17 protein-coding genes and 1 pseudogene are annotated in these 21,241 nt (G+C 41.6%); 8 read left to right on the top strand and 10 right to left on the bottom strand.

Annotated elements, in window-relative coordinates:
- The first annotated feature begins 179 nt into the window (after positions 1-179).
- From I8748_RS07960 to I8748_RS07940, 5 genes are all read left to right on the top strand, one after another.
- A complete protein-coding gene (locus tag I8748_RS07960) occupies positions 180-1,244 on the top strand; it encodes a potassium channel family protein (RefSeq protein WP_318781201.1) in 1,065 nt (354 codons plus the stop codon).
- 671 nt (positions 1,245-1,915) lie between these two features.
- On the top strand, positions 1,916-2,512 hold the full coding sequence (locus I8748_RS07955) for a helix-turn-helix domain-containing protein (RefSeq protein ID WP_198124094.1): 597 nt from the start codon (positions 1,916-1,918) through the stop codon (positions 2,510-2,512).
- 25 nt (positions 2,513-2,537) lie between these two features.
- Positions 2,538-5,618 (top strand): peptidase domain-containing ABC transporter, encoded by a 3,081-nt coding sequence (locus tag I8748_RS07950; RefSeq protein ID WP_198124093.1) that lies wholly within the window; start codon positions 2,538-2,540, stop codon positions 5,616-5,618.
- A gap of 168 nt (positions 5,619-5,786) precedes the next feature.
- A complete protein-coding gene (locus tag I8748_RS07945; RefSeq protein WP_198124092.1) occupies positions 5,787-7,298 on the top strand; it encodes an HlyD family efflux transporter periplasmic adaptor subunit in 1,512 nt (503 codons plus the stop codon).
- Positions 7,299-7,357: 59 nt separating this feature from the next.
- Positions 7,358-8,146, top strand: a complete 789-nt coding sequence (locus I8748_RS07940) for a peptidylprolyl isomerase (protein WP_198124091.1) — start codon at positions 7,358-7,360, stop codon at positions 8,144-8,146.
- 212 nt (positions 8,147-8,358) lie between these two features.
- On the opposite strand, the gene I8748_RS07935 is transcribed toward I8748_RS07940, so the two are convergent.
- The 8 genes from I8748_RS07935 to I8748_RS07900 all read right to left on the bottom strand — a co-directional run bounded on the left by I8748_RS07935 (position 8,359) and on the right by I8748_RS07900 (position 14,243).
- The gene (locus I8748_RS07935) at positions 8,359-9,141 is read right to left on the bottom strand and encodes a peptidylprolyl isomerase (RefSeq protein ID WP_198124090.1); all 783 of its coding nucleotides are present in this window, start codon (positions 9,139-9,141) and stop codon (positions 8,359-8,361) included.
- A 133-nt stretch (positions 9,142-9,274) separates the two neighbouring features.
- Positions 9,275-10,312 (bottom strand): aldo/keto reductase, encoded by a 1,038-nt coding sequence (locus I8748_RS07930; RefSeq protein ID WP_198124089.1) that lies wholly within the window; start codon positions 10,310-10,312, stop codon positions 9,275-9,277.
- Positions 10,309-11,409 (bottom strand): T3SS effector HopA1 family protein, encoded by a 1,101-nt coding sequence (locus tag I8748_RS07925; protein WP_198124088.1) that lies wholly within the window; start codon positions 11,407-11,409, stop codon positions 10,309-10,311. The genes I8748_RS07930 and I8748_RS07925 overlap by 4 nt, the downstream gene beginning before the upstream one ends.
- Positions 11,410-11,673: 264 nt before the next feature.
- Positions 11,674-12,837 (bottom strand): phosphotransferase, encoded by a 1,164-nt coding sequence (locus tag I8748_RS07920; protein ID WP_198124087.1) that lies wholly within the window; start codon positions 12,835-12,837, stop codon positions 11,674-11,676.
- Between the two features lie 353 nt (positions 12,838-13,190).
- A complete protein-coding gene (locus I8748_RS07915; RefSeq protein ID WP_198124086.1) occupies positions 13,191-13,388 on the bottom strand; it encodes a hypothetical protein in 198 nt (65 codons plus the stop codon).
- A gap of 87 nt (positions 13,389-13,475) precedes the next feature.
- Positions 13,476-13,673, bottom strand: coding sequence for a hypothetical protein (locus I8748_RS07910; RefSeq protein ID WP_198124085.1), 198 nt, complete (start codon positions 13,671-13,673; stop codon positions 13,476-13,478).
- A gap of 87 nt (positions 13,674-13,760) precedes the next feature.
- Complete coding sequence (locus I8748_RS07905) at positions 13,761-13,958, bottom strand: hypothetical protein (RefSeq protein ID WP_053455883.1); 198 nt, start codon at positions 13,956-13,958, stop codon at positions 13,761-13,763.
- An 87-nt stretch (positions 13,959-14,045) separates the two neighbouring features.
- Entirely contained in the window at positions 14,046-14,243 is a 198-nt protein-coding gene (locus I8748_RS07900) for a hypothetical protein (RefSeq protein ID WP_198124085.1), read from the bottom strand.
- Positions 14,244-15,166: 923 nt separating this feature from the next.
- Between I8748_RS07900 and I8748_RS07895 the strand changes: the two genes are divergently transcribed.
- Positions 15,167-16,762 carry an energy transducer TonB gene (locus I8748_RS07895; protein WP_198124084.1) on the top strand — a complete coding sequence of 532 codons (1,596 nt, stop codon included), beginning with the start codon at positions 15,167-15,169 and terminating at the stop codon, positions 16,760-16,762.
- Between the two features lie 83 nt (positions 16,763-16,845).
- Here I8748_RS07895 and I8748_RS07890 read toward each other — a convergent pair whose 3' ends face one another.
- Entirely contained in the window at positions 16,846-17,643 is a 798-nt protein-coding gene (locus I8748_RS07890) for a M15 family metallopeptidase (RefSeq protein WP_198124083.1), read from the bottom strand.
- Between the two features lie 102 nt (positions 17,644-17,745).
- Here I8748_RS07890 and I8748_RS07885 point away from each other — a divergent pair, with 102 nt between their 5' ends.
- Positions 17,746-18,663, top strand: coding sequence for an AEC family transporter (locus I8748_RS07885; protein WP_198124082.1), 918 nt, complete (start codon positions 17,746-17,748; stop codon positions 18,661-18,663).
- 365 nt (positions 18,664-19,028) lie between these two features.
- Here the strand turns inward: I8748_RS07885 and ftsH are convergent, their stop codons facing one another.
- Positions 19,029-20,966: an ATP-dependent zinc metalloprotease FtsH gene (gene ftsH, locus I8748_RS07880; protein ID WP_198124081.1), complete on the bottom strand. Its 1,938-nt coding sequence runs from the start codon at positions 20,964-20,966 to the stop codon at positions 19,029-19,031.
- Positions 20,967-21,011: 45 nt separating this feature from the next.
- On the opposite strand from ftsH, the pseudogene I8748_RS34545 reads away from it, so the two are divergent.
- Positions 21,012-21,241 (top strand): annotated as a pseudogene (locus I8748_RS34545) (hypothetical protein); the annotation flags it as partial.

Below are 21,241 nucleotides of genomic sequence, written 5' to 3'. Positions count from 1 at the left end.
CGCAGCTCGTGCTTTCTCTTAGGTTAACTCTAAACTAGTCGAGGCGGGACTGGGGATGAGGGAGATGAGGGAGATGAGGGAGATGAGGGGGAAGTTGAAAATAACTTCTTTTTCCAATGCCCTATGCCCTATGCCCCATATCCCAATCCCTTTGAAACATGTGGCGGTGGTGAAAAACTTTGTACTCAACTCTTGAGCAAAAATATCAACGTATTCAAAAAGAATTAATGGCAGGAGCGATCGCTCTTGGTGGTGTTTTCTTAATTGGTACTTTATGGTACTGGCTAGTAGAGGGCTGGTCATGGGAAGATGCGGCTTACATGACAGTCATCACCCTAGCTACCGTAGGATATGGCGAGACACACCCATTGGGTAGTCGCGGGCGGTTGTTTACCATTGCCCTGATTTTCTTGGGTTTAATCAATATCGGTTACATTGTCAATAGATTTACCGAAGCAATCATTCAAGGCTACTTCCAACAAGGAATTCGGCTACAGCAACAAAGGCGGTTAATGGAATCTCTCTCACAACATTACATCATCTGTGGATTCAGTCGCACTGGTCGTCAAATTGCCAAGGAATTTCGGGCAGAAGGCGTATCTTTTGTGGTGATTGATTCGGAAGCAGAATCTGTGCAAAGGGCGCAATTAGAAGGTTATACAGTATACCAGGGTGATGCTACACTAGATGATACTCTTTTCAAGGTTGGGATAGAACGGGCAATTTGTATAGTTGCAGCACTACCTTCAGACGCAGAGAATTTATATACAGTACTATCAGCAAAAACCCTGAATCCAGAAATTCGAGCGATCGCCCGCGCCAGTACAGAAGAAGCTTTGCAAAAATTACAACGCGGCGGTGCAGATGCGGTGATTTCTCCTTATATTACTGGCGGTAAGCGGATGGCAGCAGCAGCACTCAGACCCCAAGTGTTGGATTTTGTGGATGGCATTCTCACAGGTGCAGACCGCCAGTTATATATGGAAGAATTTCTGCTTGACCCTGCTTTTTGTCCCTTTGTTGGTCAAAGTTTACAAAAAGCCAAGTTGCGATCGCAAAGTGGCGCATTGGTGCTGGCAATTCGTCGCAGCGATGGTACTCTCATTGGTGGCCCCACTGGTGACACAGTTTTAATGCCAGGAGATACGCTGATTTGCATGGGTACAGCAGAACAACTGCGTAGCATTAATCAAATTCTGGGGCCAATTCGTCCTCAGAATTTGCGTAAACCCAGAAATGGCTAACTGGGGGGTGCAGGGGAGCAGGCAGGGCAAACGCATCTAAAGTACTCTTGATCACGACCAAGATTAAGACCCAAGGAAAAAATCACTATTTCTGGTTTGATTTATTTTCCAAGGCTCAAAGCCATTACTAAAATCTTTGTCAATCAGCAGGGATTATTGAGAAAGGCAGAGGGCAGAGGGCAGAAGGCTTTTATGGATTTATCCCTTCTCCTGAATGCCCGAACCATCTGCGCGACCGCTCGTGAGCAAGGGTTTAAGACCTCCACCAAATTTCAAGAAAGGTGGTTTTTTTTCAGGAGGGGTTTGAATCCCCTTCTGAAAAGAACCTTCTGCCGTCTGCCTCCAGCATAGCTGCCTTCTTCAATTAATGAGAATAGACTAGTCTTATTGACATGATGCGGCTGCTCTGCCCTTTAGATCCCTTTTGTCAATCCCCTAGCACCTGAATCCTTACAAAAAATTAACCTTTTCTTTACCTTACTTACGGAGGAATAAGTAAGCATATTAACTCTCTCTATCAGGAGATGGGTTAAGGGAAATGTCAAATTATATTGATATTTGACGAATTTTTCTTTATTTAACGAGATTTGCAACTGTTCTAAAAATGGTAACTTTTTTGCTTTACCTAACATTATAAATTGTATTAAAAAAAAGTATAGGTTATCAAAATAATGTCAAAGCATTTTAGTAAGCCTAAAGAATTTGAAAAGTACGATGTTACTTATAGTAAATATTTAACCTCTTTTCAGAGGAAGGTGCTATTGAAGCATCTACAAGATGATTTGCAACCAGAGTACCGTCGCAGATTAGAAATAATGCTACTGGCAGATACGGGTAAATCTCAAACTCAAATCTGTCAAATATTAGGTTGTTCTCAAGAAATGGCACGGTATTGGATTGCTGTAGCACAAGCTGGTATGGCGCACACATGGAATGAACGACCTATAGGCAGACCCAAGACTGTTAATGCTGAATATATTGAACGTTTGCAGAAATTGGTAAGTCATCATCCTCATGAGTATGGCTATCCTTTTCGGTGCTGGACAGCTCAATGGTTAAGCAAACATTTAGCCAAAGAATTTGGTATAGAAATCAGCGTCCGCCATATGTACCGCTTACTCAAACAACTGGGACTTTCGACAAAACAGAAACATTCCTCTAGTAAAAAATCAACTAAGGATAAAGATAGAGGCATTACCATCTGCGATTTGCAATCTAACTCTGAGGTTAGTTTTGATTGGTCATTTGATTTAAACCTAACTAAATAACTAACTCTTGGGTGGAGGAGAAGCAATGGTATCGGTATTTTCAAAGCAACAGGTCGGTGAATTTATTACCCAGACCTTGGGGGAGAGACTTTCATCAGAAGAACTGCAAAGTTGCTTGGCTGTGACAGAAATAGTGGAGCCACCAATTGCAAAGCAGTTTTGGCAAGCAGCAGAAGCACAAAGGGGTATCTACATAATATTAGAGGGTAAAGTCAGACTGTTAGATAATGACAACTTAATCGCCACCATTACAGCAGGGTCATCATTTGGTGAAGTAACGCTGTTTCCAGAAGATGACTTCGGCTATTACACTGCTAGAGCTTCTACAAATTTAAAGCTTTGCTTTCTCAAGCAAGAAATATTACAACCTTTAATAAATAAATATCCCGCAATCCGCGATCGCCTATATCATCAAGCAGAAGTTTTTGACTTATTGCTGTTGTGTTTCCAAAACTCTCAATTACCTCCTAATACTAGTACCCAGCCCATACTCAAAGCCTTATCACTATTTGAGCGGCACTATTTAGACATTGGCTCTGTTCCCACAACACTATGCAAAGAATCTAAGCTGTGGTTGCTGCATCGAGGTGAATTATTAGATTCGGACGGCCACAGATTGACTCCAGGTAACATCTATGCTGCGAGAAAACGGGGTAGTTGGCAAGCGATGCAACCAACAATTGTCTACTGTCTGCGGACTTCTAATTGGTCAGCAGCAAGGCAGTTATGGCCTCTATTGACAGAGTTTCTTGGTTCAGACTCAGACTCAAAAGTTATTGCCCATGAAGACTTTAAGACCTTCCATAAAAAGTCTTCTCCAAAAAAATTCGTTAACGAAAGAAAGACCATTCCATTTCGCCCGCGAACCTCGCCAACAAAACAAAAGCAGGAATTACGCCGAGCTTATTTTCCTAGTCCCAAGGTAAAAGTCGGGCAACTATGGGGACACTTCAGCAAGCGTTATCCATACTTTGCTCAACAAAGTGCTTCTGACTGTGGCGCAGCTTGCCTAGTAATGATTGGTCGCTATTGGGGTAAGCACTTCAGCGTCAATCGCTTGCGGGATACAGCTAATGTTGGTCGCAGTGGCGCATCACTACGAGGTTTAACAGCAGCAGCAGAAAGCATTGGTTTTACTACCCGGCCAGTTAAAGCCAGTCTCGATAAGTTAGCACAACAACCTCTACCAGCGATCGCGCATTGGGAAGGCAAACATTACATAGTTGTTTACGAAATCACACCTAAAAGGGTAATTATAGGTGACCCTGCCATTGGGCAACTTAGCCTCACTCATGCTGAATTTAAAGCTGGTTGGACAGGTAATGCCTTATTATTGCAACCCACAGCCTTACTTGAAGAAACTCCAGAAGAAAGAACCCCATTGTGGCAGTTTCTAGAGTTAGTTAAACCTCACTGGAAAGTATTGTTAGAAGTATTTATCGCTAGTGTATTTATTCAGGTTTTTGGGTTAATAACACCGTTATTTACTCAGCTACTTTTAGACCGAGTAATTGTCCAAGGTAGTACCCTAACTTTAAATGCTGTTGGGTTAGGGTTAGTGCTATTTGGATTATTCCGCGTCGCCATGACTGGATTGCGGCAATATCTATTAGATCACACTGCCAACCGCGTGGGAGTGGCGCTAATGGTAGGTTTTATTAAACATACTTACCGCCTACCTTTAGCATTTTTTGAGTCGCGTTATGTTGGCGATATTGTTTCTCGCGTCCAAGAAAATCAAAAAATTCAACGTTTTCTTACTGGTGAAGCACTGTCAATCATTTTGGATTTGCTGACAGTATTTATCTATGTGGGATTGATGTTTTGGTATAGCTGGCAAATGGCTTTGTTAGCACTGTTGATTGTGCCGCCATTTGTTTTATTAGCGTTGTTCGCTACGCCTTTCTTTCGCCGCATTAACCAAGAGATTTTTAATGCCTTAGCCAACGAGAGTAGTTATTTAATTCAATCTTTGAATGGGATTCGCTCAATTCGCTCAATGGCAGTAGAACAAACAGTACGCTGGCATTGGGAAGAGTTGCTAAACAATTTCATTAAAAAAATGTTTAGTGCCCAGGTAATTGGGAATCAATTTCAAATTTTTAGCTCTACAATCCAAACGCTAATTACTACAGGATTACTTTGGTATGGAGCATGGTTGGTAATTCAAAATCAACTCACGATTGGACAATTAGTTGCTTTCAATATGTTGTTAGGCAACATTATTCAGCCTTTCCAACGCCTAACTGTACTGTGGAATCAGGTACAAGAAGTTATTGTTTCCACAGAACGCATTAATGATGTCTTAGAAGCAGAACCAGAAGAAGATTTACAACATCAACCGCGCCAGTTTTTATCCCAGCTACGAGGTCATATTCGCTTTGAAAATGTCACTTTTCGCTATCACCCCGAAAGTGAAACTAATGTTCTGGAAAACTTGAGCTTTGAAATTAAGCCTGAGCAAGCAGTAGCAGTTGTCGGGCGGAGTGGTTCTGGAAAAACTACACTTTCCAAGCTCATTTTAGGTTTATATCCAGCAACAGAGGGCAACATATTAATTGACGGTCATGATGTCAGTAGTATTGCCTTGCGATCGCTCCGAGAGCAAATAGGGGTAGTCGATCAAGATACTTTTTTATTTGGTGGTACGATTCGAGAAAACATCAGTATGGCTCATCCAGAAGCCACTCTCGAAGAAATTATCGAGGCGGCACGTTTGGCTGGGGCAGACGAATTTATTCAGCAATTACCATTGGGTTACGAAACTCAAATTGGTGAGGGTGGCGGTATGCTTTCTGGTGGGCAACGCCAACGTCTAGCTATTGCCCGTGCTTTGTTGGGTAATCCCCGCTTATTGATTTTTGATGAAGCCACCAGCCATCTAGATACTGAATCAGAACGCATCATTCAGAGAAACTTGAAAACTATTCTAAAAGGGCGTACCAGCCTAATCATTGCCCATCGTCTGTCTACTGTCCGCAACGCCGATCTAATCCTAGTTTTGGATCGTGGCGTTTTAGTGGAGAGTGGAACTCATGACGAACTAATTGCTAAAAAAGGGCATTATTACTATCTCAATCAACAACAATTAACACAAGTAAGTTGATTGTTTCGATGATTTGGTAACGAAGGCAGGGGGCAGGGGGCAGGAGGCCGTTTTTGTAACGAGGATTTATAGCCCATTCCAAAAACTTTTTGCCTTAAAAGGCGAGGTTTTAAACCCGATTGTTTTGATAACTATTAATTACTATTGAAAATGCATTGAGAATTGCTTATGCCAAACCAATATCGCAATTCATCATCGGCGATCGCCAAAATTGAAGATGAAAAAACTACAGTTCCTAAAACTGATGAGGCTAACAATTGGTCTTACAGTACCGAAGAACTTTTAGATGCTTTACCCAAAGCTTGGACACGCTCTTTGTTGTATGCTCTTGTAGGTTTTACAGCGATCGCTTTACCTTGGGCAATGTTCTCGAAGGTAGATGAGACAGGTACCGCTAGAGGCAGCATTGAACCGCAAGGAGCAACCCTAAAATTAGACTCTCAAGCAGATGGGAGAGTTACATCTGTCAGGGTGAAGGAAGGAGACAAAGTAAAAGCAGGACAAATTCTCTTGGATATCGAGTCTAATATTTTGCAAACCCAACTCCAGCAAGCTGAAGCAAAACTCTCAGGACTACAAAATCAGCGATCGCAATTTGATGTCCTGAAAAATCAACTACAGTTATCACTTAATGTTCAAGAGCAGCAAAACCAATCTCAAGCTTTAGAAAAAATGTCTCAAGTCAACCAGGCGAAACAAAACCTGGATGCAAAACAAAGTACATATAACTTACAGAAACTAGAAAAACAAGCTTTAGTTAATCAAGCACAACAAGAAATTAAAGCATCTCAAGATACTCAAAAATCTGCTAAAAGTCGTTTAGGTATAGATGCAAGACAAGTTGAACGTTTTAGCAAACTGATAAATGAGGGTGCAGTTTCTGCAACCCAAGTCGATCAACTCCAAAAAGAACAAGAAGCAAGTAAACAACTTTACGAAAAAGCCATATCAGATGTTAAACAATCGCAACTGCGCTTAACTGAAGAACAGAATCGTTATCAAACAACTATGAATCAGTTAGAGTCTGATATTAAACAAGCTAGACTCCGACTGCAAGAAGAGGAAAATAGTTATCGGAGCTTGCAGCAAGCAGGTACACTGGCGCTGCTGAGAAATCAGCAACAACTCAAAGACTTACAAACAAAAATTGCTGCTTTAGAATCTCAAATTGCTCAAGCTAAAAGTCAAATTGTATCGTTAAAGCTTCAGTTACAGCAGAGAATAGTGCGATCGCCTGTTGATGGTATGATTTTTGACTTACCTATTGACAAACCCGGTTCTGTAGTCCAACCAGGGCAAAGAATTGCTCAAATTGCACCTGAGAATGCTTCCTTAATCCTCAAAGCCGAAATGCCCAGCACTCAAAGCGGTTTCTTAAAGGTAGGAATGCCAGTAAAAATCAAGTTTGATGCTTATCCTTTCCAAGATTATGGAGTAGTACCAGGGCGAGTAAATTGGATTTCACCAGACTCTAAAGTTACTCAAAGCAATCAAGGCAATATTCAAAATTTTGAATTAAAAATATCTTTGGATCGCCCTTATATCCAATCTGGAAATAAACATATTCCTCTGACTCCAGGGCAAACAGCAACAGCAGAAGTAATTATCCGCCAGCGCCGCGTCATTGACTACATTTTAGACCCATTTAAAAAGTTACAAACTGGGGGTTTAGAGCTTTAGTTATTAGTCTAGTCATTACTAATAACTAGTAAACAACTAAATAATTGGAGAAAATACTGATGGAAAAAGATTTAACTATCTTGAGTCAAGACATTCTTGAACAAGTAAAATTATCCTGCCAAATTCCTAGTGTAGTAGACGCGATCGCTACTCGTAAAATTATTAAAGCGGCAGCTAATCAAGTAGGAATTAAAACTGAAGCTGAAGAACTCCAACAAGCTGCGAATAGTTTGCGTCTAAACAATAAGCTCCTCAAAGCCGAAGATACTTGGGAATGGCTAGAAAAACATCATCTTTCTCTCGATGATTTTGAAGAGTTAGCATATACCAACCTACTTTCTAAGAAATTGGCAATACATTTATTTGGCAATGAAGTTGAACGAATATTTTACGAACACCAACTTGATTATACGGGAGCAGTTATCTATCAAGTTATTTTAGATGATGAAGACTTGGCTCTAGAACTATTTTATGCTCTACAAGAAGGAGAAATAACTTTCCAAGAACTGGCTCGACAATACATTCAAGAACCTGAACTCCGGCGGGCTGGAGGGTATTTAGGAATCCAGCGTCGGGCTGAAATGAAACCAGAAATTGCAGCAGCAGTTTTTGCTGCAATGCCACCACAAATTTTGAAGCCAATTATGACGCAAAAAGGTGTGCATTTAATTCGAGTTGAAGAAATAATTCAACCAGAATTAGATGAGCAACTGCGTGTAAAGATATTAGGTGATTTATTTACCAATTGGCTAAAGCAACAAATAGCCGAACTACAAATTGTGATTCAAATGGAAGATAACAATGTTCAAAATAAGGTTGATGAACCTAAACTAGCAAATGCAAATTAAGGTAATCTAATAAATAGTGGGGTGAGAAATTCTCACCCTATCAAAAAATTAAGTAGGGTGTGTTACGGCTATGCAAGAATTTGGGAGTTGCAGAGATTGATGGTTAGCCGTAACGCACCACATTTCTCGGTGCGTTAAGCGTTGCTATAACGCACCCTACGATTTAAGGTTTACTTTATAAACAACCTCTTAGCACTCAGCACTCTATACAGTTAATCTTGATATACAATATTGTTCAACTTATTCTGCAACCAAGACTGAAACAAAGTCTCCATGATTTGCTCTCTAACTGCTTCGGTTAATTGCAGAGGAAACCACTTTTCAACCTTGACAACGTGATAACCTAATTTAGTTTGAATGGGGCCTAAAATTTCACCTTCTTCGACATTCTTAATAGCATCAGCCACTTCCGGCATTAGTTCTACCAAAAAGCGAATCCCAACAAACCCACCTTTTTCTTGAGATATCTTGCCTTTAGAGTATTCTAATGCTAAGGCACAGAATGAAGCGTGTCCTTCGCGTAGTAACTGGACAATTTTCCAAGCTGTTGCTAAGTCTACAACAAGAATCTGCGATATCGCCACTCGTTTATAGCGATCGCGATTTCTCATATATTCACCGTCTACACTGGGGCCAAATAAAAATTCTTTGAGTTGTTTCTCTAAAAGCCCTATTCTAATTCCTTGTACCCAGTCTTCTACACTCATACCCTGCTGGTCTAACCACGCCATCGTTTCCTGCATTCCCCATAATTTATGTTTTTGGCGAAAATCATCTCCAGCAGCTTGTACTTCCTCTTCCGATACAGTAATTCCAAACTGTTCGCAAGCAGCTAAAATTTGTGCTTCCCTTTCAGCTAAAGCCGAAAATTCAGCAAATTTAGCCGAACGGCGCAGATATGCAATTACATCTGCATCCGTCGCTGCGGGGATAGATAATGGAGCAAATTCGTGAGCTTTTCCATTAAGAGTGCTTTCTGATAAATGTTTTTGCATGGCTGTTGATTTATATAAATGTGTTTCTCAGGTGAAAAACATTTAGTTTGCATATTAAATGACTACATAATTTTGTGGGGTAGGCCGGAAAGCCTGCCCTAATTATGCAAATTAAATGTGGAACAACTTATAACTATTTAGAACTACTAACTAATAGTCTTTCTGGTGGAATGTCTTGGATTTTTACCCGTCTGCGATGCAAATCTCCATAGAGGTTAAGGTAGTCCAATTCTTCAGGTGTGAGTTTCCCTTTATGGACACTCGCAACTGCTGCATCAACCTCCTGACGATTTCGTAAACCTGTTAATGCGACATCCACACAGTTCTGGCTTAAAGAATAGCGATATAAATCTGGGACTGAAGGTAGCCAGCATCCAGAAGGTAGTCCAACAGGGGGATTCCACAGTGGTGGGCCAGACATACCAGCAGATTTAAAGGTGACAATACCAGGTCGATGTGGGTCGTTGGCATCTAAATGAGGAAAAACCTTAGTCTGGGCAGTGCGGTGAGCAATGTTATGCCTGACCATAGCAACATCTAACCAAGGACTATTCAACCACTGTCTTGCTAAATCGTGGTCGTGGAAAGAAGCACCAATGTAGCGCACAGCACCCATTTTTTTGAGACGTTCTGAGACACCAAACACTCTTTCTATAGTTCGTTGACAGACTGTATTTGGGCCGCGAATATCGTCAGAAGCACTAATACATTTTTCAAAAGCACTAGCATTATGCTGGTCAATCCAACCCCAAAAAAACACATCAATATAATCAATTCCCAAGTCTGAAAACTGATCGAATAAATAACTAAATATTGTGTCTGGCGACCTAACAATATAAGTAACAGTTGCCAAAACTACTTTTTCTCTTACCGAAGATTTACGCCCACATAATTTACGTAGCGTCTCAGCCATCGTGCTGTAAAAATATTGATGCAAATCACTGGAGTAGAAGAAGTAGTTAATTCCTTGCTCGAAGGCGTAAAGAGTATCTTCGCTAGAAATACGACCGCCACCACCTAATCCTAAACAACTAACTGTTAAGTCTGTCCGTCCAAGTTTACGGTAAAAAGGTAAGTCAGGCTGAGGAAACTTACTGTTAGCTAGGGCAATCTCAGCTTCTAAATTTACAGGTTGTGGTTCAACTATGGGTGAAAGATTAGTAATTTTCATAATTCTAAAACTGTATATATATCTTCAGAGTTGGCATTGAGATAAGGACGTTGCAATTCTATTTGTAATAGAGAAAATTGTTGCAAAATCTCTGCCAGCCGAACTGACGGCGAATTATCTCCTTTAGCCCAAGCTTCTAACAATCCCTTGGCGACTATTTGACAGCGATTTGTGCCAAAACTTTCTTTTTGGGCGAACTTCTGGTTTGGTTCTTCGGCGATCGCTAATCCTGGTGCTAATTGCTTGGTAAACAATGGTACTTCAGGTTGAAAATCAGATTGGTGTTCTACATATACTTTTTGTAATACTGAGTGAACAGCTTGATAGTTGTTTTTATTAAAGTAAAGTACCGCCGAATCATAACGCCCGTAGTCTTTTGGGTTATATAAAGCTTTAAATTTGAAGGGAACGGAAATATTATTTAATTGGGTAGTTAAGCTACCCATGATTGCCACTGCACCTGCTGGAGTTAAGTTAAAGTAGACACGTACAACATCTTCTGATTTACATGGCCCGGCATTGCCAACCGCCATATAAAAGCCATTCTGCACTAAATTTTTGGGCATTTTGATAGCAACTACATCACCAATAGAAGGGGCTTGTACATCTGGTTGGAGATGCTTTGCTGGGTTAATATGTAGTGTCAAACCTCCCTGCTGTACAGCTAATGCACCATCTGTTTCTTGTTTAATTACCTGCCAACCAGGGCTAAAGTAACCTTCTGTCGTGTTACTTTCGTGGAGGCGGTCGTAAAATGTTAAGTCTACTCCTAAATAAGTGTCGTTTTCTAAATTTTGGTTTAAAGCTAAATCACTTGCATTACTATCATTTGCTAATGCAAGTTTTAGGGAAGCATTGTAATATATGCCATAGAGAAAAGTAGATAATCGCTGAGTGAGCAATTTATTTTGTAGATTTAAGGGCAAGTTTTGAAAACGTGTAACTACCTCTGGTGGTAATTCTAAAGATTTATAGCTTGGGTGACTAATACAAAAGTGTGAGTGAATTTGCAATTGATTAACAATGTCATCCAGTGCAGTCTGCAATGAATCTGGAATAGCTTCTGTTGAAATTTGTCGCGAATCTAATAGTTGCATAATATTTTTTTACTACAAATAAATTAATTCTTCTCATCCACCCTTAGAGGATGTTTGAAAAGTCATGATTGATGTATAAAATATTTTTTACCCCTCCCTAACCCTCCCCAATACATGGGGGAGGGAACCGGATTTTTCTTGTTTCCCCCCTTTGCAAGGGGAGCCACTGCGTTGGGCGGGTTTCCCGACTTGAAGCAAGTGGCGTGGGACTAAGGGGGGTAACATGCAATTAAAATCACAGCTAATCACTTTTCAAACAACCTCTTAAACGGCTATAGCCTGAGACTCTATGCCTAAAGCTGATGCTTCCATACCAAAAATTGTGGGAATAGATGGTTCTGGACGACATAACAAAGATTTAGCAACCTGAAGCATACAGATATCCATATTCCCAAAGGACTTTTGATACTGAAGCCTTGACTGAATAGCAGTAATTAACATCCAGCCAGAATATTGCACGACTCGCCGCATGAAATCAGGACGACGCTCTAAAATTTCAGGAAACTCAGCAGTATAAGCGATCGCTAAAGCAGCAAGCGAAGGTTGCAAAAGTTCTAAAGGCGTAGTCGCCATTCGTAAAGACTCATCAATACTCATCGTCTTACTGGTAATCAAGCTTTTCATCCACATCAGCAAATAGCTACCGATGAGCGTACCTAAATCAAAAGCTGGATCTCCCCAACCGCATCGTTCCCAATCAATGAAACGCACCACAGGAGATTTAACTTGCTGCCAATCATTAGATAATAAGATATTGTTTAGCTTCAAGTCATTGTGGGTTAAACAACAAGGAGCTAAAGAAGAACCAAGCTCAGCAATTGCTTGTCCTAAGCTTTCATAACGTTGATAAAGACTAAAGAATTTTAAACCATCGGCAGGAACTGAACCGAAAATTTCCGGGCCAATCCGTTCTAATTTCCGCACCAAATGGGAAACTGTATCGAGGCTTTGATTATCCTGATTTTGCGAAAAAAAGTCTCGATAATCTTGCCTATTTAGAGTTAGTCGATGAATTTTAGCTAGAATCGTGCCGATAGAAGTAGCTATTTGTGGGGGAAAGACATTTTCCGTAGCATAAAAGTTCATCAAGTCATGATAGTTATCTAAGTAATTTAAAACAATAATTGAATATTCACGATGAAAGTAGATTCCCTCTGACAGCCATAAGCGCATTTGGCTGAGTTCTAGGAATTGATGTAAAAATTCATGAATCTGCCATTCACATAAAAATTCGCCAGATGTATTGCCGTCTCGGTTGCGGCGTTCTTGTTTAACCAGAAGTTTGCGATCGCCAGGCAAAGTCAATAATAAGTTAAAGTTTTTCGCAGATTTATGTTCGATTTCACATTGAGCTTTATCTTCTACGTTACATATACCCTGCTCAACCAAAAAATCGAAAACATTTTGAGAACCTAATACAAATGTCATGATACAAAACTTTAATTAAATCAATTTATATTTTTTATTTCAGTAGACACTTGACAATTCTGCAAAATATTCTTTTCAACCTCTCTTCCTTATTAGAAGAGAGGCTTTACCGTTGCCAACTAAAACTTTATTCCCTTTTTTCACCCTTTTATGGTATGAAAGCTAGGAAAAAGTTAAGTAGGAAGTAAGAAATTTTGAGAAGCGGGTTCTCAATTAACTGAGAACCGCTATAATTGGATTTAAGAATTGATCCTCAGTCGGAGTTTGAATAACTCCGATTGAGCTTATTTGTCCCATACGCTTGGACAAATAACAGTAGTCTTTACCGATGAGAGTTCAAACATTAGAGAACCCTACTTGGAAATAGAGACATCGCCACCAACGCTGATGTAAGACTTATCAACTGTGTCAAGAGAAATAGATAATAGGCTATCACCGCCGCCTAAAGTCACAGTCATTTCATCATCGTTGAGTTCCTTGAGAAAGGTTTCAGAATCTTCAAACAATTCAGAACCAGTAGGACGCAGTTCGGTAATTTTGATTTCAGCCATGATTTTTTCTCCTTAAACAATATTGCGTTTGATTTTCTGGTTTGCAATTCAACTTAGTGACCAATTAGAGTCAAATACTTCAAGACTCTATTTGGAAATAGAGACATCGCCACCAACACTGATGAAAGATTTATCAACTGTGTCAGCAGAAATGGATACGAGACTGTCGCCACCGCCTAAAGTCACAGTCATTTCATCATCGTTGAGTTCCTTGAGAAAGGTTTCAGAATCTTCAAACAATTCGGAACCAGTAGGACGTAGTTCGGTAATTTTGATTTCAGCCATGATTTTTTCTCCTTAAAAAATCTTGCGTTTGATTTTTTGGTTTGCAATTCAACTTAGTGACCAATTAGAGTCAAATACTTCAAGGCTCTACTTGGAGATGGAGACATCGCCACCAACGCTGATGAAAGACTTATCAACTGTGTCAGCAGAAATGGAGAGGAGACTGTCACCACCGCCTAAAGTCACAGTCATTTCATCGTCGTTGAGTTCTTTGAGAAAGGTTTCAGAATCTTCAAACAATTCAGAACCGGTAGGACGTAGTTCAGTAATTTTGATTTCAGCCATGATTTTTTCTCCTTAAAAAATCTTGTGTTTGATTTTCTGGTTTGCAATTCAACTTAGTGACCAATTAGAGTCAAATACTTCAAGACCCTACTTGGAAATAGAGACATCGCCACCAACGCTGATGAAAGACTTATCAACTGTGTCAGCAGAAATAGATACGAGACTGTCGCCACCGCCTAAAGTCACAGTCATTTCGTCATCGTTAAGTTCTTTGAGAAAGGTTTCAGAATCTTCAAACAATTCAGAACCGGTAGGACGTAGTTCGGTAATTTTGATTTCAGCCATTTTTCTTACCCCTAAAAAAAGTTTTGCAGTTATCTTTGTTTAGGATTAAATTTGCTCTTGCCTTAATCCTTGATTTCATTTTTACCCAAAAAATCAGCAATAACAAAGCTTTTTTCTAGATTTATCTTGTCATAACTATTGTTTTTATGTCATCAAATCATTAGCATTATCTCAACTATGAAAATATGTAAAAAGATAGAAGACTTATATGAGCAATATTAGAATTCATTAACTAAAATGGCGTATTTATCTATCCAAAGATATACGATATTTGATATATAGCTTTAAATAGCTTGATATTACCCAAATAATATAATATTTACAATAATGAAAGTCTTAAAATCTGCATTATTTATCACAGCATCAGTTTGTTGATGAAGCATCTAGCAGCATTTTATCAGTGTTAAACAGCACCTCCATGTACTTTTAGAACTTTCATATTAGCGTTGTATTTTTTAAAAGTAGTCTCTTGTGAATAACTTGAAGAGAGATTGACTACACTTGATCTTCCTAAAGTTATAAAATTAATTATTTAAGGGAAGATTTTGTGAAAGCTTTTAGTAAAGACATTATTAAAGGAGTTTTGTCAGGAATTTTGTCTCTGTTTTCTCCTGCGTTCCATATTTAATGACACTACCTCTAGCATTCGTCTAAATGGGGTAACAGTGAACGGTTGGTCACTCAAACCTGGATCTGACTTTTCACGGGATGTGGGAAAGGGCCTACGGTGTACACACAAGGGGGGTGCAGGGGTTGCGACACTCTTACAACAGTTATCAGTGATCAGTCATCAGTAATCAGTAATCAGCCCCACTGATAATATTTCTCAATAAAAATTTGAATAATGATTTTAAATTTTGACTTGATATTTGTAACACTGCATTCTAAGATGACTGCATTAGTGAGAATGGTAGCAATAGACTATGAGCTTTTCTGACATTAACGTCGAACAACGTTCCAAAGAAGTTGAGGCTCTGAGGTCTTTTCTGGCGTACAGTCTGATTGGTTCACTGGTATTGCATATCGGCTTACTAGCATCAGGCATAGGTGGTTTTTTGACACGAGTGCCTGGTGAAGAGGAACCAATGGAGTTAGCGATCATAGATCCAGCAACTGAACAACCAGAAAAACCACCTGAAGAGATTATAGAAGACACGAAAGCGCAACCAAACTCAGGATCTCTGGGTGGTGGCAACGGGATCGAAGGTGGCGGTTATAAAGGAGGTTCCAAAAGTGCTAATTCTCAAAGTGTAGTAGCGCTGGAACGGAAGCCAGAGGTTGTGCCGCAACCAAAGGCGATCGCACAAAAGCAGCCAATAGCAACTACACCAGTACAAAAAACTCAGACAACCCAGAACATAAAAACTCCAACGCAGCAAACACCAACAAATCAGCTTTCACAGGAAGTTGTCACGCAGCCTTCGGCACCCACTTCACAATCGGGATCTGCGACTCAAGGTAGTGACAACTTAAGGCAATTGTTAGGCGGAATCAGAGACTCTAGAGCAACTCAGGGTAACGCTGGAGGTTCAGTAACAGCAACAGGTTCCGGCATTGGTAACGGCACTGGCAATGGCATTGGCAACGGCAATGGTAGTGGCAACGGTAGTGGCACTGGCACTGGTAGTGGTTTTGGCAAAGGCCCCGGAACAGGCATTGGTAATGGCACTGGCACAGGAAATGGTAATGGCCCTGGTAATGGCACTGGTAATGGTACTGGAACTGGTACGGGTACAGGCACTAACAAGCAACCAGCAAACCCTCCCATAGTAGCGACTGCACCCACACCTCCAAAAATTAATACCTCATCGGGTAATGGTCGTGCAGCTTGCCGCGAAGGTGGATGCAGTGCAAAGTATCCAGAGTCAGCAAGAAGACGAGGGATTCAAGGTAGAGTAGAGGTTGCTGTTGATACTGATGCACAAGGTAATGTTACCAATGTGCGTGTGACTAGTTCTAGTGGCAATCGCGAGTTAGATGAAGAAACCAAGAGACAAGCACGTAACTGGAAATTAAAACCCTCAGAAGGTGGCAGACAAGGAATTGCCATTGGCACTGAATATGCTTTACGTGGTACACGTCGGTACGAGCAAGTTCAAGAGCGGAAAAGACAAAGAGAAGCACGAGAGCGAAATCAGCAGACAACAGCATCTAACACTAATTCCACAGAGGGAACATCAAGACGCAAGCCCTTGATTACATCTAGTAGTACAAATATTCCTGCTGAAAGATCAACGGAATCTAGACGCGATCGCCGGGTGCGTCGTCAGCCAGTGCAAACTGCTGCTACAAACTCCTCATCTCAAGGGACAGCAACTCGGAGTCAGGGAAATGTCAGAGAATCTCTACGGGGTCTGCGGCGTCAGCGAGTATCTAACAATTCATCACAACAACCACAAACAAGTCAAAATAGACGGCGACGCAGAGACAATAACTCATCCTCTAGCCAGAACAAATTGCGAGAGTCTTTACGGCGTTTGCGTCAACCATCTCAGTCACAGCCGACGGGGAGTCAGTAGTAGAGGAGGTGGGGAGATGGGGAGATGAGGGGGATGAGGGGGAGAATAACTAAACCCATTCCTAATTCCCCATACCCAATTCCCTATGGTGTCGTGATGGGTTTCAAGTTTCTGGCTTTGTAGAACATTTCTAAGCTATCGCGATCGCCTACATAACGCCAGTGCCACGGCTCATAACTCACACCTTGCACGTTGTCTTTGGGAAAGGATATTTCAAAACCAAAACGTGCAGCATTTGTTTGTAGCCATTTATACGCATTTGTATTGTCAAAGTTGCTTTGGAGATTAGTTGCTGGTGCTGCTCCATCTCCAATGTCTACAGCGTAACCTGTGTGATGTTCGCTATGACCAGGAGGAGCGCTAAGGGCGGCTCTTTCTGCTGGGGTTTGATTGCGCTGTTGTCCAACACCGAAAAATAATTGTTCTTGGTCTTTCACGGAACGAAAGCCGGAAATTGGCACTAAAATTACACCTGCACTCCGCGCCGCTTGCGTCATTGCTTGAAACTTTTCGCCAGCGGTTTTTCGCATTTTGATCCGCCCATCTGCGGTAATTGACATTAACTCTGAGGCGGGTGCTTCTGGATATGCCAAATGTCCTAAAACAGTATCGTTATTATTACTGTCTTGTGTAGTCGGTGCAGCAGAATTAGTTGGTGAAGATTGAGTGTTAGCAGTTTTTTTAGGTGCTGTAACGAAAAACAAAAAACCACTAATTACAGCCAAGAGAACAAACCCCACTCCTCCCCCAATTAGCAAAACAGGCGATCGCAAGCGTAGCTTGGGTGCTACATCAGGAGTATCACGTAAAGCCACTGGAATATCATCACCAGGTTCACCCGATGAGTTTTGTGGTTGTCCAGAAAAGCCAGCTTTATTCAAAGGTCAACTCCTGCTTTTGTTCAACATTCATAACAGATCGTAAACTGGAGAAAAATCAACATATTAGGTGATATTTTACATCTGTAAATTTTAGGCGGAATTTTGATAAACCTCTTAGAACTATACGTCAAACTGGTGGGATTAGTCCTAATAGGATTTTTTCTGGGACGTAAACTACCTGCCACAGTTCCCACTCGTTTAGGTCAGTGGCTTTTCTGGGTGGGAGTACCTATTAGTATAGTAGCATTTTTACGGCAAGCTGATTTATCAGGGCAAATTTGGATTGCACCTGCGATCGCTTATTTAGCTATTTTCCTAGGGGCTTTTTTGGCTTGGCTAGGAATTAAAGGACAGGCTTATTTCACAAACACCATTACCCCAGAATCAACTCAAGGTAGTTTGATATTGGCAGCAATGGTAGGTAACACTGGTTATCTTGGCTTTCCCGTTACCCTAGCAATGGTAGGACAAAAATACTTTGCTTGGGCTTTATTCTACGATTTACTGGGGTCACTTTTCGGGGCTTATGCCTTGGGTGTGTTGATAGCCTATCGTTTTGGCGGCGGTGTGAGAAACTATTGGGAAATTAGCAAGACAATCTTAATTAATCCGGCTTTGTGGAGTTTTGGCTTTGGCTTGTTACTGCGACAGGTAATGATTCCGGATGCAGTTGAATTTGGCTTAGAGAAAGTTGGGTGGAGTATCGTTGCTTTATCTCTAGTGTTAATTGGGATGCGACTCTCGCGGCTTAATTCTTGGGACAGACTACCACAGGCAACCATGAGTTTGGCAATCAAAATGCTAGTAGTTCCTCTAGCGATCGGCATCACCTTACCACTTTTTGGTGTAACTGGTGATCCAGCACAGGTGATTGTATTACAAATGGCCATGCCGCCAGCATTTGCCACATTAGTAATTGCCGAAACCTTCAATCTAGATCGTGATCTTGCAGTTACAGCCTTAGCAGTGGGGGCTATATTATTGCTGTTAACTCTCCCTATTTGGCTGTGGCTGTTTTGATTTTGGATTTATACCAATTCTGTATGAAGATGCGCCTAACTATCTTAGACCCAACACAAGAATAGGACTTACGCGAAAAACGTCTCAAACTCTCATTCCTCCGTGTCGCGCCAGTTGCTTCAACGGGGGGAACCCCCCTTCGGGTTCGGGAGTTCGCAATCGCCGGAAACCGCCAAGACTGCGACTCCCTCACCGCAACGCACTGGCTTCTCTGTGCCTCTGTGGTTCGTTTTTCCATGACTTTTACGTAAGTCCTGTTACTGCATTAATAATATCAAGCATTTCTGTAGAGGTTATAAACTGGCTATCAAAAAAGCGATCGCCCGTTTGATGGAGCGATCGCTTTTCAATTCCATCTAAAATAATTAATTCAGAATCGATTGCAACAATGGCTGATCTTCCGATAACTTACCTGAACGCAACCATTCACTTAATTCTTCTGGTGCTTTGGCTTGCTGGAGACGTTCGCGCAGTTGAGAACCTTCTAAAATTTCTTTTTGCAGAAGTTCCTGTGCTGTCTCTTCTAACAAGTCGCGGTTAGTTTGCAGAATACTCAAGGCGATATGGTGAGCATTATCTACTATCTGCTTCACTTCGCGGTCAATTTCCTCAGCCACTTTTGGACTAATTGAACGACGCGGGTTTCCGTAACCTTCAAGAAATTGCTGTTGAATCTTCTCAAACGCCACTGGCCCAAGTTTATCGCTCATGCCGTACAAAGTAATGTACCGTTCTGCTAAGTCAGTAGCTTTTTGAATGTCATCAGAAGCACCAGTGGAAACCTTGCCAAAGACGATTTCTTCAGCAGAACGTCCACCCAACAAAGTAGCAATACGTCCGCGAATCTCATCTTCAACCATTAAGAAGCGGTCTTCTTCAGGCATCTGAATTGTATAGCCCAATGCACCTACACCACGGGGAACCACGGAGATTTTTTCAACTTTACCTGCACCAGGCATTAACGCACCGATGATGGCGTGACCAACTTCGTGATAAGCGACGGTCTTTTTCTCGGTTTCATTCAGCACGCGAGAGCGTTTTTCTAAGCCAGCCACCAACCTTTCTATGGCTTCGTTGAAATCTGCCATGATCACAGCTTGGCGATTTTGCCTTGCTGCTAACAGTGCAGCTTCATTGACAAGGTTCGCTAAATCTGCACCAGCAAAGCCAGGAGTTCTGATGGCAATCACACCTAAATCGACATCATCAGCCAATTTGACGTTTCTGGCATGGACTTTGAGAATCGCTTCACGACCGATTTTATCGGGACGATCCACTACAACTTGACGGTCAAAGCGACCTGGACGGCGTAAAGCAGGGTCAAGAACTTCGGGACGGTTGGTAGCAGCGATGATAATCACGCCTGTGTTGGCATCAAAACCATCCATCTCGGTGAGTAACTGGTTAAGGGTTTGTTCGCGTTCGTCGTTACCACCGACAAAGCCACCGGCACCGCCGCGAGATTTACCCAATGCATCTAATTCATCAATAAAGACAATACAGGGCGCTTGTTGTTTGGCTTGTTCAAACAAATCGCGGACTCTAGCTGCACCTACACCCACGAACAGTTCAATAAATTCCGAGCCAGAAATGCTGAAGAAAGGAACGCCAGCTTCACCAGCGATCGCTTTTGCCAGCAGTGTTTTACCTGTGCCTGGAGGCCCTACCAACAATACACCTTTGGGAATTTTCGCCCCTAATGTAGTATACTTAGATGCGTTTTTGAGAAAATCAACAATTTCTTCCAATTCCGCCTTGGCTTCATCTACACCAGCCACATCTGGAAATTTGACACCAGTACTACCTTCTGAGTAAATGCGGGCTTTGCTTTTACCGACTGTGAGTGCAGCGGGGCCACCACCTTGGCGATTGATTAAAAAGCCCCAAATTCCAAAGAAAATTAACGGTGGCGCAACCCAGCTAAGTAAAGTGCCAATCCAGCCATTTTGGTCTGGTGGTGGTGCAGCAAACTCAACATTATTGTCGCGAAGAATTCTAGGTAAATCTAGATCAATGGCGATTGGTGTAGTAGCAAATACCTGTTCAACAACCTTGCCATCGGGAGTTTCGCTTTTAATGGAATATTGAATGCGATCGCCACCTATAATTGCCTTATCTACTTTACCTGCTTGCACTTGAGCGATAAAGTCGCTATAGGGAACCTGTGGCAATCGTGGCCCAAAAAAGCTAGGAACAATAAAGTTAAGCAGTAATAGAAGAGTTAACAGAATCAGTAAACTGCCTCCAAACTGCCGAACCCTCGGCGGTTTGATTTGTCTTTTTTTATTAGTTTCAACAGGCATTTTGATGTATCCTCGAAGGAATTGGGAATTGGGAATTGGGAATTGGTGAGCCAGCGCGGTCTTGGGGGTTTCCACGCCACTTGCTTCAAGCCGGGAAACCCGTCCAACGCAGTGGCTCCCCATGAGCGACTGGCGATCTTCGCAGCGTTAGCGACGAAGGAGCGTCACCCGAAGGGGAATTGGGAATTGGGAATTGGGAATTGGGAATTGGGAATTGGGCATTACTTTAGTTATTCTCCCCATCTCCCTCATCCCCCTCATCCCCCTCATCACCC

This window comes from Amazonocrinis nigriterrae CENA67 (assembly GCF_016056305.1).
GTDB classification, from domain to species: domain Bacteria; phylum Cyanobacteriota; class Cyanobacteriia; order Cyanobacteriales; family Nostocaceae; genus Amazonocrinis; species Amazonocrinis nigriterrae.
This window is presented reverse-complemented; position numbering and strand designations above follow the sequence as displayed.